Origin of the sequence: Rhizobium sp. NPDC092011 (genome assembly GCF_044756305.1) — a bacterium.
GTDB lineage: Bacteria > Pseudomonadota > Alphaproteobacteria > Rhizobiales > Rhizobiaceae > Rhizobium.
The window spans coordinates 134,392-150,734 of sequence record NZ_JBIVSO010000005.1; the positions used below are offsets into that span (position 1 = coordinate 134,392).

Below are 16,343 nucleotides of genomic sequence, written 5' to 3' on the forward strand. Positions count from 1 at the left end.
TCCGAAACGCCAAATCCCTAACGTGAGAGTTGATCATCTTTATCGCCTTGGAGTGGTCTATGCTGGAGCAGTTGGCGTGAGCGCCTTACTGCACATTTTCCGGATGCCCCGGAAATTTGTCGTCATGATCGGCGGAGTGGCCCTTTTCGTAGGCTGCTCCGGCGTTTTGGCGATCTATTTCGGCAAGGACAGGCTTCTCGGTCTTACATCTGCTTCCGCAAACGGGTTGCAGTGCACGGACATCAATCTCGTTACTATTCGCAAGGACAATCGCTTCTGGGTGCGCAAATATATTCGCACCGATCCGACGGACGGCGTGACGCGCGTGAAGACGGCGTTGCGGGTCGCCAAGGCCGTCTATCAGGAGCAGAAACCTGATCTCGTGCAGGTTGTGGTTCTCGACGAAAACGGTCCGACGTTGCGCTCCGACATACGTGGCCGGGCGCTGGGAGCGGATGTCGTCTATGTGCCGCACCCGGAAAAGCTTGCCGATGGCAGCTCCGAGGCGCCGCTTACGGCGCGCTATTATAATGGCGGCGCCAGCACCGCCGGCCTGTTTTACGGCGAACAGATCACCATGCAGCCAAAGGACATCGATAGCGCTCTTGCCGGTTTGAAGGACCTCAGCGATTGCGACAATGCGCTGGCAGCCGACAACAGTGCCGGCAATGCCAAGAAGGACAAGCTGAAGGCGGCGATCGCCGCGGAGGAAAGGGCTGCCGCCGCGCAAGCCGTCGAGCAGGATAGCAAGCCCGCTGCGCCGGAGCCGAAATCGACCGGTAACGTGCGGCCTGGATATGACAGGAATGGCGAATTTATCGGCGCCGACGCCACCATCGACGAAAAAAGCCCGTCACCGGGATTGGATCCGACGATGACGGGAGCTGCGGAACGGCGGTCGCCGGTCACGAACTGATCGAGGTTTGCCTTGCGCCATTGGGCGGCAAGGCGATGGCCTCACTCCGCGAGATGTTTCTCGCCGATCGCCTGATAAAGCGCGAACAGCGCTTCGTGAACCTCACCCGCAAGACGGTAGAACTCGGGATTTGCCAGGATGGCGGGGTGCTGCAGCAACTGGTCGTCGGTCATGTCGAGCATGATCGACGCCGTGTGCATCGCCTCGTGGCAGCCGAAAGTCCCCGGTGCGTATTGCGATAGATCGATGTCACCGATCTCCGCAAGATCGGCCAGCCGCTGCTGTTCGTTGTCGGCATCTGCGGCCGATATCTCTTTCTCGGTCATGGTTCGCACCTTTGTTTTCTGGAGGACGAGACTGCCTCAATCCGCCTTGTTGCGACGGGCCGGGAAGAGGATGATATCGCGGATCGACGGCGAGTTGGTCAACAGCATGATCAGACGATCGACGCCGATGCCGAGACCGCCTGCCGGAGGCATGCCCTGGTCGATGGCGTCGAGGAATTCCTCGTCAAGCTGCTTTTCCTTTTCACCGCGCGCATGCGCCTGCTGCAATTGCTCGACCATGCGGGCGCGCTGCTCTTCCGGATCGTTGAGTTCCGAGAAGGCGTTACCGAGTTCCCAGGCGTTGCAATAGGTCTCGAAGCGCTCGACGAGGCGCGGCTCGCCCGGCACTTCCTTGGCGAAGGGCGAGATGTCCTTCGGGAAATGCGTGACGTGCGCCGGCTGGATCAGCGTGCCCTCGACCTTTTCTTCGAAGATGAAGGCAAGGCATTCGCCCCAGGTTGCGTCCTTCTCGACGGCAAAGCCGGCGGCCTTGGAGGCGGCGCGGGCCTCTTCGTCGGTCTTGATCGCCAGGAAGTCGATGCCCGTCGCTTCCTTGACGGCGCCAGGCATCGGCACGCGGCGGAACGGACCCTTGAAGGAGATCTGCTTGTCGCCGAAGGCAAACTCGGTGCTGCCGTGGATCGACATGGCGAGCGTCGAGAACAGGCGCTCGACGAGGTCCATGATGTCCTCGTAGTCGGCATAGGCCCAGTAGCACTCCATCATGGTGAATTCTGGATTGTGCCGGGTGGAAACGCCTTCGTTGCGGAAGTTGCGGTTGATTTCGAACACCTTGTCGGTGAGGCCCGAAACCAGCGTGCGCTTCAGAAACAGTTCCGGCGCGATGCGCAGGAACATGTCGAGCTTCAGCGTGTTGTGATGCGTCTTGAACGGCTCGGCGGTGGCGCCGCCATAGACCGAGTGCAGCATCGGCGTTTCGACTTCCATGAAGCCGTCATTTTCCATGAAGCGACGGATGCCGGAGACGATGCGGCTACGCTGCTGGAAGCGGAGCTTGGATTCCTCGTTGGTCATGATGTCGAGATGACGCTTGCGGTAGCGCAGCTCGATATCGGACAGGCCATGCCACTTCTCCGGCATCGGCAGCAGCGACTTGGTCAGCATCGTGATCTGCTGGGCATTGATCGTCAGTTCGCCGCGCTTGGTGCGACGCACGACGCCGGTCACGCCGATGATGTCGCCGATATCGATCATCGGCAGCAGGGCACGGGCCTCTTCGGTCGTCACGTCCTTGTGGCTGAAGATCTGGATCTTGGCCGAGGCGTCATGGATATCCATGAACATGCCGGAATTGCGCGAGGAATAGACGCGACCGGCGACGGTGACGACATCGGTCGTTTCCGTGTCCGGCTCAAGGCCTTCGTATTTGGCGGCCAGTTCGGAATTGGTCAGCGTGCGGTGGAAATGCGCGGGATAGACGTCGCCGATCTGCTCGCGCAGCAGCGTCAACTTCTGACGGCGGACTTCCGTTGCGTCGGAGGAAAGGGCTGTTGTTTCGGTCTTTTCGGTCATGGTTCTAAGTCCGGTTCAATTCTTTGGGCCGACGAGGGTCGCGACGGTCTGGGCCGCAAGCTTCAGCCGCTGGCGTACGACGGAACGGCCGAGGATGGCCATGCTATCGAAAAGCGGCAGAGAGCGCGAGGAGCCCGACATGGCGACGAAGAGAGGTGCTACGATGACCTTCAGCTTCTTGCCCATGCGGTCGGCAATGGCGCGCAGCTCTGCTTCGATCGTCTCGACATTCCATTCGAGGATCTTTTCGAGGTCCGGCTGCACGGTGTTCAGGATTTCGAGGAGTTCTTCCGGCGTCGACTTGATTTTGGCGAAGGCCGAAGGATCAAGGTTGAGGTCGGACTTGAACAGGAAGCCGGCGAGGTCGGGCAGTTCACCGAGCTTGGTGATGCGCGACTGCGACAACTTCAGGCCTTCCTGCAGGCGGCTGTTTTCCATCGCCCAGGTCAGAACGCGCTGCTGGAATTCCTCTTCCGACAATTTTTCGCGGATCCAGCGGCCGTTCAGCCAGTCGAGTTTCTGGATATCGAAGATCGCGCCGGCCTTGGAGAGGTTTTCCGGATCGAACTTTGCCGCGAGTTCTTCCATCGTCAGCAGTTCATCGCCTTCGGCGATCTGCATGAAGAACAGGCCGAGGAAGTTCATCAGCGCTTCGGGGATGTAGCCGAGGGCCGTGTAATAGGAGATCGATGTCGGGTTCTTGCGTTTCGACAGTTTCGATTTGTCGGCATTGCGCATCAGCGACAGGTGCATGAACACCGGCGGCTTAAGACCGAGATAGCGATAGATCAGGATGTGCTTCGGCACGGAAGCCAGCCACTCTTCGCCGCGTGCCACATGGGTGATCTTCATCAGATGGTCGTCGACGACGTTGGCCATATGATAGGTCGGCATGCCGTCCGCCTTCAGCAAAACCTGCATGTCGACCGCATCCCACGGGATCTCGACGTCGCCATAGACGCCGTCATGGAACTTGCAGGTGCCTTCGGTCGGGATCTTCATGCGCACGACATGCGGCTCGCCCGCGGCAACGCGCGCGGTGACTTCCTCGGCCGACAGGTTCAAACAGTGGCCGTCATACTTCGGCGGCAGGCCGGCGGCGCGCTGCGCCTCGCGCATCTTTTCCAGGCGCTCGGGCGTGCAGAAGCAACGGAAACCGTGGCCGGCATCGACGATCTTCTCAACGTAGGGCTTATAGATGTCCTTGCGGTCGCTCTGGCGGTAGGGGCCGTAAGGGCCGCCGACATCGGGACCTTCGGACCATTTGAGGCCGCACCATTTCAGAGCGTCGAGCACCTTGGTCTCGAATTCCGGGGTGGAGCGGGTCGCGTCGGTATCCTCGATGCGCAGGATGAACTCGCCGCCGTGTTTTTTGGCGAAGAGATAATTGAACAGCGCGATATAGGCCGTGCCGACATGCGGCTCGCCGGTGGGGGAGGGTGCGATGCGGACGCGAACGCCTGAAGTGGTCATCTTGTTTGCCCGTCATAAAGGGCCGGGCCGCGCTCGGGACGAGCACCGTCCAGCCGAAGATGTATGTCTGGATCAGGAAACCGGCCGGAAAAGGGCGTCTTGCCGCTTCCATTGCGCGTTTTCCATATGGCTGGCTTAGGCCATATTCAAGTGATGGCGTCAAGGGAAACTGCGCTGTGAGGCTTCCGCGATGGGGTGACCGGTACCGTGCCGCATCGATTTGAGCCGCTCTCACAATTTCATAGGGTCTCTTTACGCTTCGTAAGGCTACCGGAATAAAAGCGGACGAGCTGACGAATTTGATTTGCAATTTTCGAGGTAGTTGCGAAATAGGTCTTCAATCGTTCACCGCGAGGAAGCAATGAAGAAATTGATTTTGAGCCTTTTGTTGACAGCCGCCATGTTCGATGTCGCTGCAGCACAATCGACCATTACGCGCGACGGCTCGGCGAAGCTGATCGAATCCTATCGCGCCTATATCGGCAGCGACGACCTTTACAATTCCAAGGGCGAGCGACTGACGGCCCCCTGGCAGATCATCCGGCAGGACCGCGCGAACTATCATGCCTATCGCCGTCGCGACCGCGGCGACCAGGGGGATAGCTTCTTTTCGCTGCCGACGAACCGCGCGAAGCTCGAAGAGATGCTGGCGAACGGCAATATCGCTGATGACGCCGGCAACCTCATCGTTCGCGGCAATGTCTGGGTGAAAGTCGATATCTATGGACGCGGCGACGTCGGCGAATATGTCGACATCCACGTTCAGGACTGATCGGACAGGCGCATTTTCAGGAAAAGTGCGTAGCGGTTTTCCGTCTGGAATGCATGAAAACGTTCCAAAGCCGCACCCGTTTCGGGGGTGCGGCTTTCCCGGTCAATGGCCGCCGGATGCCTTTTTCCGCCGGTTGCGCGCCAGCATGTTGAGCACCTCGACCAGAGCCGAGAAGGCCATGGCGGCGTAGATATAGCCCTTCGGAACATGCACACCCATGCCTTCAGCGATCAGCGTCGTGCCGATCATCAGCAGGAAGGCGAGCGCCAGCATGACGATGCTCGGGTTCTTCTCGATGAAATTGGCAAGCGGATTGGCGGCCACCAGCATGACGGTGACGGCAGCGATCACGGCGATAAACATGATCGGCAGATGCGGGGTCATGCCGACGGCGGTGATGATGCTGTCGATCGAGAAGACCAGATCGAGCAAAAGGATCTGGCCGATGGCTGCGGCAAAGGTCGAGGTCGTCGATTTGGCAATGAAATCCTCGCCCTGTTCCTGCGGATCGACGTTATGATGGATCTCCTTCGTGGCCTTCCAGACCAGAAAGAGGCCGCCGCCGATCAGGATCATGTCCTTCCAGGAGAAGCCCTGGCCGAAGATCTCGAAGACGGGGGTCGTCAGCTGGACGATCCAGGCGACGGTGCCGAGCAACGCGAGGCGCATGCCAAGAGCAAGGCCGATGCCGATCTTGCGGGCTCGGTCGCGATGTTCGGCCGGCAGCTTGTTGGTCAGGATCGAAATGAAGATGAGGTTGTCGATGCCAAGCACCACCTCCATAACCACGAGTGTGACGAGCGCGACCCATGCGCTCGGATCCTGCATCAGACCAACGATATCCATAGACGGTTTCCCCTTTTTTCAGCTTCTTATCGGCTTGGCCGGTGCTCAAACTCAGCCTCCAGCCTTCCAGAATGGCCGTAATGTAAGGAGTGCCGTCTTCGGTACAAGCGTCGCCGCCATTTTCGTGGCGGCGGCGTTGTCTATGCCTGCAGAGGAATCCAGATTTCGGTTAGGCCCATGCCTGTGCGCGGATCGAACCTGTCGTCGTAGCGTTCCATCATGTCGGGTGTTCCACCGTGCCGGTGGCCCGATTGCGGCAGCCATTCGCCGAAGATCTGGTGCACGGTAGCGGAAATGCCGGATATGTGGCCGCGATGAGCAAAAACCGCGTAGCGCTGCTGCGGCAGTCTTGTCGTCGTGAAGCCTTCGGGAAGATCGTCGGTTTCGCTGACCTCCACGGCGGCCATATAGCGAAAGCCCTCTTTGCCATCATCCGCCTGCGTGCAGACGCCGTAGGCGACATTGCCTGCCTGACCCGGGATGTGGCCGTAATGCTGATTGAATTTCTGCCAGAGCGACGGTATCGCCTGCGTGGCTTCATAGGCATAAGTCTCCGCAAGGCCTGCAAGTAGTATTGCTGGATAGGTTTCGAAGCGTGGGGCCTCGAGCTTGGGAAGGCGGGTGTCGTCCATTCTGATCGGCTCCTGTAGAGCGAGGTTGCGAACGTGCCCCTGTTTACGCAAGCTTTCCGGCGTCATGCCGAATTGCTCGCGAAAGGCACGGGTGAAGGCCTCGTGCGAGCCGTAGCCGGCATCGAGGGCAACCTGGAGAATGGTGGAGGAATTGTCGATCAGTGCGAGGGCCGCTCCGCTGAGGCGCCGGCTCCTGATGTAGCCGCTGATCGAGTGGCCCGTCGTCATGCCGAAGACGCGCGACAGATGATAGCGCGACAGCCCGGCCGTCTCGGCGATCTCATCAAGCGAAATATCGGACGCAAAGTGGCTTTCGATGAACCATATTGCCCGTCCGATAGCGCTCATGATGAATTCTCCTGGTTGCCGGACCAGTCATAGGCGCCCGATCACAGCGACGCTTGATCGTCATTGCGGAGTTGGGGGCTGCTCCGAATGTCGGCAATCGGAAGCGCCGTCAGGTGCGATCCCGCCGTACGGTAGCGTAAGCCGCCAGGAAAACCCGCACTGCGCCGCGCACGACATAATCGATTTCGTCCGCCGAGGGTGGGGCGTCCATGTCGCCGAACAGTCGCAGCTTGAAATAGCCGCCGCTGGCCATCTCGAGGAATTGGCGCGCGGCCAGATCGAAATCCTCTATTTCGACAGCGCCCGCTTCGGCCTTGCGCTCCAGAAAACTGCGCAGAACGGTGCGAAGATTGTCAGGGCCGGTGAAGAAGCGTTGACAGAGGGTCGGCATGCGCTCGCGTACGCCAACCACTGTCCGCATGGCACTGATGGTCTTGTCGGACGTGACGTGGGTCGCAAATACCTTGCCAAACTGGAGAAGGCTGGAGGCTATGTCGGCATCGTCCACCAGGGCGGCACGCACGATTTCGACGAAGTGGGCGCGTTCGCTGTTTACGATGGCGGCGAACAGATCTTCCTTATTGGCGAAATAGACGTAGAGAGTGCCCTTGGAAACGCCGGCTTCACGAGTGACGTCGTTCATGCTCGCCGCATCAAAGCCCATTTTCATAAAGACGCGTTTTGCGCCCTCGAGAATTTGATGACGTTTGGCTGGGTCCTCGCCGGCGGCCCAACGTCCACCGGATGCAGGTGCGGGCGCGCTCAACAGGACGGCATTTTGCGATTCGTGTTTCATCTTCTCCTTCTTCGATTCATTTTTTCTGAATCTTAAACAGATTCGCCAAATAAATCGAACCACGCGGTTCGATGTCTCTTGATATGGAATCTAAAAGGCTCTATGTCAATTGAACTGAACCGTTCGGTTCGATTATTTTTACCAAGATTTTCGGTGGTAGGGCAATGTCGTCAAGTCATGGAAACAATGTAGCGCGCATCGTGAATGAGCCCGCTGATGCCGAAGCGGAAGCTCGGGAAGCAGGGGCATCCGCCGATGCTCCTGTCGCCGAAACGCGCGGCAACCCCGCCCCCGCCCAGGCTGCGCCGGCGTCTCCGGCCCCCGCGGCCCCACCGCCGCCGGAAAAGAAGCGGCGCAGCCTGGTTATGCCTATCGTCGTCGTTCTGGCGCTGGCAGGCGGCGGCTGGTACGGCTATGACTGGTGGACGAACGGCCGCTTCATGGTGTCCACAGACGACGCCTATATCGGTGGCGATATCGCAACCATCTCGCCGAAGGTTACGGGTTATGTGGCCAAGGTGAATGTCGTCGCCAACCAGCAGGTCAAGGCAGGCGACGTGCTCGCCGTTCTCGACGATGGTGACTACAAGCTGGCGCTGGAACAGGCGCAGGCTTCCTACGACACCGAACAGCTTTCGCTCCATACCATCGATGCACAGATCGCTGCCGGCCAGGCCGCTCTTGCCCAGTCGCAGGCCCAGAAGGTTGCCCTCGACGCCACGGTTCGTGGCGCCCAGATCACCCAGACGCGCGCTGCTGAGTTGCAAGCCAAGTCGGTCGGCACCACGGCTGCCTTGGATAGCGCCAATATCGCGCTCGACCAAGCCAAGGCCAACCTGGTCGGCGGCGATGCCGCGATTGCTTCGGCGCAGGCGAACATCAACCTGCTGCAGGCTCAGCGCCGCCAGGCCGAAAGCACGATCAAGGGTCTTGCCGCTGCCCGTGACAAGGCCGCCCGCGACCTGTCGTTCACCGTGCTGAAGGCGCCCTATGACGGTATCGTCGGCAACCGCTCGGTTCAGGAAGGCGATCTCGTCTCTCCTGGGCAGAAGCTGATGGCGATCGTCCCGACCAAGCAGCTCTATATCGACGCGAACTTCAAGGAAACGCAGATCCAGCATCTTGTTCCCGGTTCCAAGGTCAATGTCCACGTCGATGCCTTCAGCGACCATCCGATCGTCGGCACTGTCGAGTCGATCTCGCCGGCTTCGGGCTCGGTCTTCTCGCTGCTGCCGCCGGAAAACGCGACAGGTAACTTCACCAAGATCATCCAGCGCGTGCCTGTTCGCATCGCATTGCCGCAGGATGCGCTCAATACCGGCCGTCTGCGCGCAGGCCTCAGCGTCGTCGTCGACGTCGATACCCGCACGGCACCGGACAAGTAAGCGATCAAGCTCGGGAGAGACGCGCCATGTCGTCCGCCAGCACTACAGCCGGATCGCCTCCACGCGCGGCCGGCCCAGCCGCGCCAGCCGCGGCCGATCACATAGACCCGAAAAAGCTCATCGCCTTCCTGGCGATGGTGCTCGGCATGTTCATGTCGATTCTCGACATTCAGATCGTTTCGGCATCGCTCAGCGAAATCCAGGCCGGCCTCAGTGCCGGCTCGGATGAAATCGGCTGGGTTCAGACGGCCTATCTGATTGCCGAAGTCATCATGATCCCGCTGTCGGGAACGTTGGCGCGCATTATCTCGACGCGCTATCTGTTCGCGATTTCGGCCGCCGGCTTCACCGCGGCGAGCGCGCTTGCCGCGACCGCCACAAACATCGATCAGATGATCATCTACCGCGCCCTGCAGGGCTTCATCGGCGGCGGCATGATCCCCTCGGTCTTTGCGGCTGCCTTCACGATCTTCCCGCCGTCCAAGCGCAACGTCGTTTCGCCGATCATCGGCCTGATTGCCACCCTTGCGCCGACCATCGGCCCGACCGTCGGCGGCTATCTCTCCAACGCCTTCTCCTGGCATTGGCTCTTCCTGGTCAATATTCCGCCGGGTATCGTCGTTGCCATCGTCACCTGGAACTACATCGATTTCGACAAGCCCGAGCTGTCGCTGTTTAAGAAATTCGACTGGTGGGGCCTGATCTCGATGGGCGTTTTCCTCGGGGCGCTGGAATATGTGCTTGAGGAAGGCAATACCAACGACTGGTTCAACGACAACTTTATCGTTGCCGGCGCCATCGCCTCCGCCATCGGTGCGATCATCTTCTTCTACCGGGCCTTCACCGTCGATTTCCCTGTGGTGGACCTTAAAGCTTTCACGAACAAGAACTTCGCCTTCGGATCGATGTTCTCCTTCGTCATGGGCATTGGCCTTTATGGCCTGACCTATATCTATCCGCTCTTTCTCGCACGTATTCGAGGCTACGACTCGCTGCAGATCGGCGAGACGATGTTCGTTTCGGGTCTCACCATGTTCTTCACGGCGCCGCTTGCCGGCTTCCTGGCGAGCAGGATCGATCTGCGCATTCTAATGATCATCGGGTTCACCAGCTTCTCGGCCGGTACCTACATCATGATGCACCTGACGGTCGATTGGGACTTCTGGGAACTGCTGATCCCGCAGATATTGCGCGGATTCGGCCTGATGCTCTGCATGGTGCCGATCAACAACATCGCGCTCGGAACAATGCCCCCCGCCCGTATGCGCGGCGCGTCCGGTCTGTTCAATCTGACGCGTAACCTTGGCGGCGCGGTCGGTCTTGCCATCATCAATACGCTGCTGACGAACAGGCAGGACCAACATTACTTCAACCTGCGCGACCATATTCACTGGGGCAGCCATGCTGCCGTTACCCAACTGAACAACATGGCCGCAAACTTCAATGCGTCCGGCCTGGACGGGCAGCAGGCTGCGCTGAAGCAGATGGTCAATATGGCGACGCGGCAGGCTGTCGTCATGTCGTTCGGCGACATCTTCCTGATGCTGACCGTGCTGTTCCTGGCGATGATCCTCGGTGTTCTCATGCTCAGCAAGCCGAGCGTGCCGGGTGGCGGCGGTGGTGGCGGCGGCCACTGACAAGCCGGTTTTAAAGAATGCTCCCAAGGCATGGCCCCTCCTCGTGAGGGGCCTTTTTTATTTCCAGCCAAGACGAAAATGCCGGTGCCGGAAAATTCTGATTTACGTACATCAGAAATCGCAGTAAGGGTTTGTGCAGGAGGAGCCGATGAGACCGACCGTGCATGACATCGCCGCTGCCGCAGGCGTCAGCCTCGCCACCGTGGACCGCGTCTTGAACCAGCGGCCGGGCGTACGGCTGGTCACGCGCGAAAAGGTGGAGGAGGCCATCCGCCAGATCGGTTACATACGCGATGTCGCCGCCGCCAACTTGGCCAAGGGGCGCGTCTATCCCCTCGTTTTCATTGTACCAACAGGCGACAATTCCTTCATGCACGGCCTGCGTTCCGAGGTGCATCACGCGACCTTGCGCGCGAGCATAGAGCGCACGGATATCCGCATCGTCGAAGTGCCGGCTTTCGATGTGCCGGCGCTTGTTGCCGCGCTCGACGCATTGCAGGGACGGGACATTGCCGGCGTTGCCCTGGTGGCGACCGACGCGCCGGAGGTTAGGGCGGCGGTCGACCGGCTGGTGTCGGAGCGCATCCCTGTCGTCACGCTGGTTTCCGATCTTACCGATTCTACCAGGCATCACTATGCCGGTATCGACAATATCGCCGCCGGTCGTACCGCCGCGCGGTTGCTCGGGCGGTTCCTGGGGGGGCGCGAGGGCTATCTTACCGTTCTTGCTGGCTCCATGCTGGTGCGCGACCATCGCGAGCGCCTGCAGGGCTTCTCGGCTGTCATGGCGGCGGAATTTCCCAGGCTGCGGTTGCTGCCGGTCCTGGAAGGGCGCGACGATCCCGAGCGGACGAAATCGCTTGTTTCCAAGGCGCTGTCCGAAAACAAGGACATTATCGGCATCTACAGCCTCGGCGCCGGCAATAGAGGTCTGATCGCAGCCTTGAAGGCCGTTCGGCCCGCGCGCGAGTTGACCGTTGTCGCGCATGAACTCACGCAGCATACGCGCGCGGCACTGCAGGACGGCACCATCGATGCCGTTCTCAATCAGGATGCCGGCCATGAGGTGCGCAGCGCCATCCGCGTCATGAAAGCGACCGCCGATGGCCAGGCCGTCATCGCCGATCAAGAGCGCATCCGTCTCGACATTTTCTTGAAGGACAATCTGCCCTGACATTCGCAGGCGGCAGAGCACAGGGAGTACCATCTGATGTATTTGGGTCTCGATCTCGGAACGTCCGGCGTCAAAGCGATGCTGATCGACGGCAATCAGAAGATCATCGGTTCCGCCCATGGCGATCTCGATGTCTCGCGCCCGCATCCCGGCTGGTCGGAGCAGGATCCCGCACACTGGATCCGCGCGACCGAAGACGCGGTTGCCGGGCTGAAGGCGGCGCATCCTAGGGAATTGGCGGCTGTGCGCGGTATCGGCCTTTCCGGCCAGATGCATGGCGCGACGCTGCTTGATGCCGATGACAAGGTGCTGCGCCCCTGCATCTTGTGGAACGACACCCGCAGCTACCATGAGGCTGCCGCGCTCGACGCCGACCCACGCTTCCGCGCGCTGACCGGCAACATCGTCTTCCCCGGATTTACGGCGCCGAAGCTTGCATGGGTTGCCAAGCACGAGCCTGATATTTTCTCCAAAGTGCGCTGGGTGCTGCTGCCGAAGGACTATCTGCGTCTCTGGCTGACGGGCGAGCACATGTCGGAAATGTCCGACTCTGCCGGCACGTCCTGGCTCGACACCGGCAAGCGCAAATGGTCCTCTGAGCTTTTGGCAGCGACCAATCTCGACGAGAAGCAGATGCCGACGCTGGTCGAGGGCACCGAGGTCGCCGGCAAGCTGCGCGGCGAACTAGCCTCGAAATGGGGTATTGGCGGCGATGTCGTCGTTGCCGGCGGCGCAGGGGACAATGCCGCCTCGGCCTGCGGCATGGGCACGGTGAGCCACGGCGCCGCCTTCGTTTCGCTCGGAACGTCTGGCGTGCTCTTTGCCGCCAACGGCTCCTACCTGCCGAAGCCGGAAAGCGCTGTCCATGCCTTCTGTCATGCGCTCCCGAATACCTGGCACCAGATGGGCGTCATTCTCTCGGCAACCGATGCGCTCAACTGGCACTCGCATGTGACGGGCAAGTCTGCCGCCGAACTCACCACCGAGCTTGGCGATACGCTGAAGGCGCCGACGAGCGTCACCTTCCTTCCCTATCTCTCGGGCGAGCGTACGCCGCATAATGATGCGAAGATCCGTGGCGCCTTCATCGGTCTCGGCCATGAAAGCGGTCGCGCCGTGTTGACGCAGGCCGTGCTCGAAGGTGTGTCCTTCGCCATTCGCGACAATCTGGAAGCGCTCCGTTCTGCCGGCACCGATATTGCGCGCGTCACCGCCATCGGCGGCGGGTCGCGTTCCTGTTACTGGTTGGCCTCGATCGCCACTGCGCTCGGCGTGCCTGTGGATTTGCCGGCGGACGGGGATTTCGGCGCGGCTTTCGGCGCTGCGCGTCTCGGGCTGATTGCGGCGACGGGCGCCGACCCCGTTGCCGTTTGCACCCCGCCCGAGACGGCCGGCACGATCGATCCCGTGACATCGCTGACGGATGTGTATGCCGATGCCTACAAGCGCTATCGGGCAGTGTATCCGGCGATCAAGCCGCTGTCGGCGCACTGAAATGGCGTGCGTGTGAGCCCCTCATCCGCCCTGTCTTCTTCCCGTCGGTACGGGGAGAGGGGGGATGGGCGTACCGCTCTCCCTATCACCTCTGACGAACGGGAGCACGGAGGTCGTCCTGTCACCCGCAAGCGGGGAGAGGGCCAGGGTGAGGAGCAACGCCGCTTGAAACGAACAACAATACCGAAATACCAACCTGAGGAGACAAGACATGAGCACCGGATTTTTTGGTGACATCAGCAAGGTGAAATACGAAGGCCCCGACAGCACCAATCCGCTGGCCTTCCGTTACTACAACAAGGACGAAGTCATTGCGGGCAAGCGCATGGAAGAGCATCTGCGCTTCGCCGTCGCCTATTGGCATACGTTTACCTGGCCGGGCGGCGACCCCTTCGGCGGCCAGACCTTCCTGCGTCCCTGGTTCAACGAGACGATGGAAGCCGCCAAGCTGAAGGCTGACGTCGCCTTCGAATTCTTCACTCTCCTCGGCTCGCCCTACTACTGCTTCCACGATGCCGACGTGCGTCCGGAAGGCAAGAATTTTGCCGAGAACACCAAGAACCTCAACGAGATCGTCGATTACTTCGCCAGGAAGCAGGCCGATACCGGTGTAAAGCTGCTTTGGGGCACGGCAAACCTCTTCTCCAACCGCCGCTTCATGTCGGGTGCTGCCACCAATCCGGATCCGGACGTCTTCGCTTTCTCGGCCGCGACCGTGAAGACCTGCATGGATGCGACGCATAAGCTCGGCGGCGAAAACTACGTCCTCTGGGGCGGCCGCGAAGGCTACGAGACGCTGCTCAACACGGATCTGAAGCGCGAACTGGACCAGATGGGCCGTTTCCTCAATCTCGTCGTCGAGTACAAGCACAAGATCGGCTTCAAGGGCACGATCCTGATCGAGCCGAAGCCGCAGGAGCCCACCAAGCACCAGTACGACTACGACGTTGCCACGGTCTACGGCTTCCTCAAGAAGTATGGTCTTGAGAATGAAGTGAGGGTCAATATCGAGCAGGGCCATGCGATCCTCGCCGGCCATTCCTTCGAGCACGAACTGGCGCTTGCCAATGCGCTCGGCATCTTCGGCTCCATCGACATGAACCGCAATGACTACCAGTCCGGCTGGGACACTGACCAGTTCCCGAACAATGTTCCGGAAATGACGCTGGCTTACTACCAGGTTCTGGCAGGCGGCGGCTTCAAGACCGGCGGCACGAACTTCGACGCCAAGTTGCGCCGTCAGTCGCTCGATCCCGCGGACTTGCTCATCGGCCATATCGGCGGCATGGATTGCTGCGCCCGCGGCCTGAAGGCGGCTGCCAAGATGATCGAGGATAAGGCGCTCTCCAAGCCGCTCGCCGACCGTTATGCCGGCTGGGATTCGGCCGAGGGCCAGAAGCTGCTGCGCGGCGAATATTCGCTCGACCAGATCGCCCAGTGGGTCGAAACCAAGGACGTCAACCCGCAGCCGAAGTCCGGCAAGCAGGAGCTCCTCGAAAACATCGTCAATCGTTACGTTTGATCGACATGGTCTGGAGGCGGTGGTCCATCGCCTCCAGACTTCTGCCTGAAGGCTCGGCTGGAAATGGATATGGAGTTTCCGGAAGGGTCTTTGGCATTGGCGAAGGCATAGCCATCGGCTTGATGGATAGGGCCGAATTCAAGCCCCTTTTCTGAACATCTCGCGCGGAATGCTTCGACATGTTCGACATCGAAGACCAGCTTTACCAACGACTGGCCCATCTTCTGAGCTTTCCCCGCCGGATGGATCATCAGGTTGGCACCGCCATCCGATGTCAGCAGTTCGACGATCCGATCGCCCTCCAGACGGAGCGGCGTGAACCCGAAATGCGTCACGTAAAAGCGGATCGTTGCTTCGACATCGCGGACATAGAGCGTAATTCTACCGAGTGGCATCACTGCACGCGCCTATCTGCGGCCACGTGCCGGCGGCGCAACCGAGTTTCGCACCACGAGGTCCGGCCGCAGAAGGATTTCCGTCTCGGGCGGCTCCCCATTCGAAAGCAGTTCGAGCAGCAAAGCCATCGCGTGCTTGCCGATGGCGGTGCGAGGTTGCCGGATCGTCGTCAGCGACGGCGTCATGAAGACGGCTTGCGGCACGTCGTCGAAGCCGGTCACCGAAAAATCCTCGGGGATATCGTAGCCACGCGCCTTCAGGGCGATCATCACGCCGATCGCGGTTTGGTCGTTAACGCACATGAAGGCTGTCGGCAGCGTGTCACGCATGAAGAGTTGCTCGACGGCCAGCCGCCCGCTTTCGATGGTGCCATCGCCGTCGAGCACGATGCGCAGGTCATGGCCGATGCCGGCTGCGTCCATTCCGGTTTCATAACCCACGCGCCGGCGGCTATAGGCGAGGCGGGTGCGGGAATCGCCGATGAACGCGATCTTGCGGTGGCCCTCGGCAATCAGCAGGTCGACAGCCTTGCGCGCGCCGGCGATATCGTCGACGCCGACATAGGGAATGCCGCCGTTGAAGACCGGCTCGAAGACGCCAACGCTCGGCGGCAGCCGCGCCGTCATCGTCTGATGTCCGAAGGGCAAGATGCCGGTAAAGAGGATCAATCCCGCCGCCTGGTTCGAGTTCAGGAATTTCAGATACTCGAGCCCGCGTTGCGCGTCGTTCTGCGTGTGGCCGATAAGAATGCCATAGCCGTGCGAACGGGCCTCGTTCTCCAGGCCGATCAGAATATTGGAGAAGTTCGGGTCGCCGATATCGGGTGCGACGACGAGAATCATGTTGGAACGGCCGAGCCTCAGGCTGCGGGCCATGGCGTTGGTCGTATAGCCAGTGACGGCGATGGCCTGATTGACCTTCAGCCGCGTGGAATTGGCGACTTTCTCTGGTGTATGGATTGCCCGCGAGACCGTTGCGATGGAAACATTGGCAATGCGGGCGACGTCTTCGATAGTTGCGGGCGTGGAATTCGACACTGCGCTCTGCCTTGGGGTCTCGTCTCGGGGCTGGAGACTACACAGACTTACGTGGA

General features: G+C 60.4%; 15 protein-coding genes. 7 read left to right on the forward strand and 8 right to left on the reverse strand.

Annotated features, from left to right (window positions below; all coding sequences use genetic code 11):
- The first annotated feature begins 76 nt into the window (after nt 1–76).
- Nucleotides 77–916 (forward strand): hypothetical protein, encoded by an 840-nt coding sequence (locus ACIQJ2_RS21810; protein ID WP_199143974.1) that lies wholly within the window; start codon nt 77–79, stop codon nt 914–916.
- Nucleotides 917–957: 41 nt separating this feature from the next.
- Here ACIQJ2_RS21810 and ACIQJ2_RS21815 read toward each other — a convergent pair whose 3' ends face one another.
- Genes ACIQJ2_RS21815 through gltX form a run of 3 tightly spaced genes read right to left on the reverse strand, consistent with a single transcriptional unit; the run spans nt 958 to nt 4,248 of the window.
- Nucleotides 958–1,242 (reverse strand): hypothetical protein, encoded by a 285-nt coding sequence (locus tag ACIQJ2_RS21815; protein WP_199143976.1) that lies wholly within the window; start codon nt 1,240–1,242, stop codon nt 958–960.
- A gap of 36 nt (nt 1,243–1,278) precedes the next feature.
- Nucleotides 1,279–2,775 (reverse strand): lysine--tRNA ligase, encoded by a 1,497-nt coding sequence (gene lysS / locus ACIQJ2_RS21820; RefSeq protein ID WP_400672118.1) that lies wholly within the window; start codon nt 2,773–2,775, stop codon nt 1,279–1,281.
- Nucleotides 2,776–2,790: 15 nt separating this feature from the next.
- On the reverse strand, nt 2,791–4,248 hold the full coding sequence (gene gltX, locus ACIQJ2_RS21825) for a glutamate--tRNA ligase (protein WP_400672116.1): 1,458 nt from the start codon (nt 4,246–4,248) through the stop codon (nt 2,791–2,793).
- A 361-nt stretch (nt 4,249–4,609) separates the two neighbouring features.
- Here gltX and ACIQJ2_RS21830 point away from each other — a divergent pair, with 361 nt between their 5' ends.
- Nucleotides 4,610–5,020: a hypothetical protein gene (locus tag ACIQJ2_RS21830; RefSeq protein ID WP_199143982.1), complete on the forward strand. Its 411-nt coding sequence runs from the start codon at nt 4,610–4,612 to the stop codon at nt 5,018–5,020.
- A gap of 102 nt (nt 5,021–5,122) precedes the next feature.
- Here ACIQJ2_RS21830 and ACIQJ2_RS21835 read toward each other — a convergent pair whose 3' ends face one another.
- The 3 genes from ACIQJ2_RS21835 to ACIQJ2_RS21845 all read right to left on the reverse strand — a co-directional run bounded on the left by ACIQJ2_RS21835 (nt 5,123) and on the right by ACIQJ2_RS21845 (nt 7,642).
- A complete protein-coding gene (locus tag ACIQJ2_RS21835; RefSeq protein WP_199143984.1) occupies nt 5,123–5,866 on the reverse strand; it encodes a TerC family protein in 744 nt (247 codons plus the stop codon).
- A gap of 140 nt (nt 5,867–6,006) precedes the next feature.
- Nucleotides 6,007–6,846 carry a GyrI-like domain-containing protein gene (locus ACIQJ2_RS21840; protein WP_400672113.1) on the reverse strand — a complete coding sequence of 280 codons (840 nt, stop codon included), beginning with the start codon at nt 6,844–6,846 and terminating at the stop codon, nt 6,007–6,009.
- 109 nt (nt 6,847–6,955) lie between these two features.
- Nucleotides 6,956–7,642 carry a TetR/AcrR family transcriptional regulator gene (locus ACIQJ2_RS21845; RefSeq protein ID WP_400672111.1) on the reverse strand — a complete coding sequence of 229 codons (687 nt, stop codon included), beginning with the start codon at nt 7,640–7,642 and terminating at the stop codon, nt 6,956–6,958.
- 164 nt (nt 7,643–7,806) lie between these two features.
- On the opposite strand from ACIQJ2_RS21845, the gene ACIQJ2_RS21850 reads away from it, so the two are divergent.
- From ACIQJ2_RS21850 to xylA, 5 genes are all read left to right on the forward strand, one after another.
- Nucleotides 7,807–9,027, forward strand: a complete 1,221-nt coding sequence (locus ACIQJ2_RS21850) for an HlyD family secretion protein (RefSeq protein WP_199143988.1) — start codon at nt 7,807–7,809, stop codon at nt 9,025–9,027.
- Between the two features lie 26 nt (nt 9,028–9,053).
- Nucleotides 9,054–10,664: a DHA2 family efflux MFS transporter permease subunit gene (locus tag ACIQJ2_RS21855; RefSeq protein ID WP_400672108.1), complete on the forward strand. Its 1,611-nt coding sequence runs from the start codon at nt 9,054–9,056 to the stop codon at nt 10,662–10,664.
- 148 nt (nt 10,665–10,812) lie between these two features.
- Nucleotides 10,813–11,838 carry a LacI family DNA-binding transcriptional regulator gene (locus ACIQJ2_RS21860; protein WP_199143992.1) on the forward strand — a complete coding sequence of 342 codons (1,026 nt, stop codon included), beginning with the start codon at nt 10,813–10,815 and terminating at the stop codon, nt 11,836–11,838.
- 36 nt (nt 11,839–11,874) lie between these two features.
- On the forward strand, nt 11,875–13,332 hold the full coding sequence (gene xylB / locus ACIQJ2_RS21865) for a xylulokinase (protein ID WP_400672106.1): 1,458 nt from the start codon (nt 11,875–11,877) through the stop codon (nt 13,330–13,332).
- 211 nt (nt 13,333–13,543) lie between these two features.
- Complete coding sequence (xylA, locus tag ACIQJ2_RS21870; RefSeq protein WP_400672103.1) at nt 13,544–14,854, forward strand: xylose isomerase; 1,311 nt, start codon at nt 13,544–13,546, stop codon at nt 14,852–14,854.
- Here the strand turns inward: xylA and ACIQJ2_RS21875 are convergent.
- Nucleotides 14,845–15,249: a VOC family protein gene (locus tag ACIQJ2_RS21875; RefSeq protein ID WP_400672101.1), complete on the reverse strand. Its 405-nt coding sequence runs from the start codon at nt 15,247–15,249 to the stop codon at nt 14,845–14,847. The genes xylA and ACIQJ2_RS21875 overlap by 10 nt on opposite strands.
- Nucleotides 15,250–15,261: 12 nt before the next feature.
- On the reverse strand, nt 15,262–16,287 hold the full coding sequence (locus tag ACIQJ2_RS21880) for a LacI family DNA-binding transcriptional regulator (RefSeq protein WP_400672099.1): 1,026 nt from the start codon (nt 16,285–16,287) through the stop codon (nt 15,262–15,264).
- Nucleotides 16,288–16,343 lie beyond the last annotated feature (56 nt).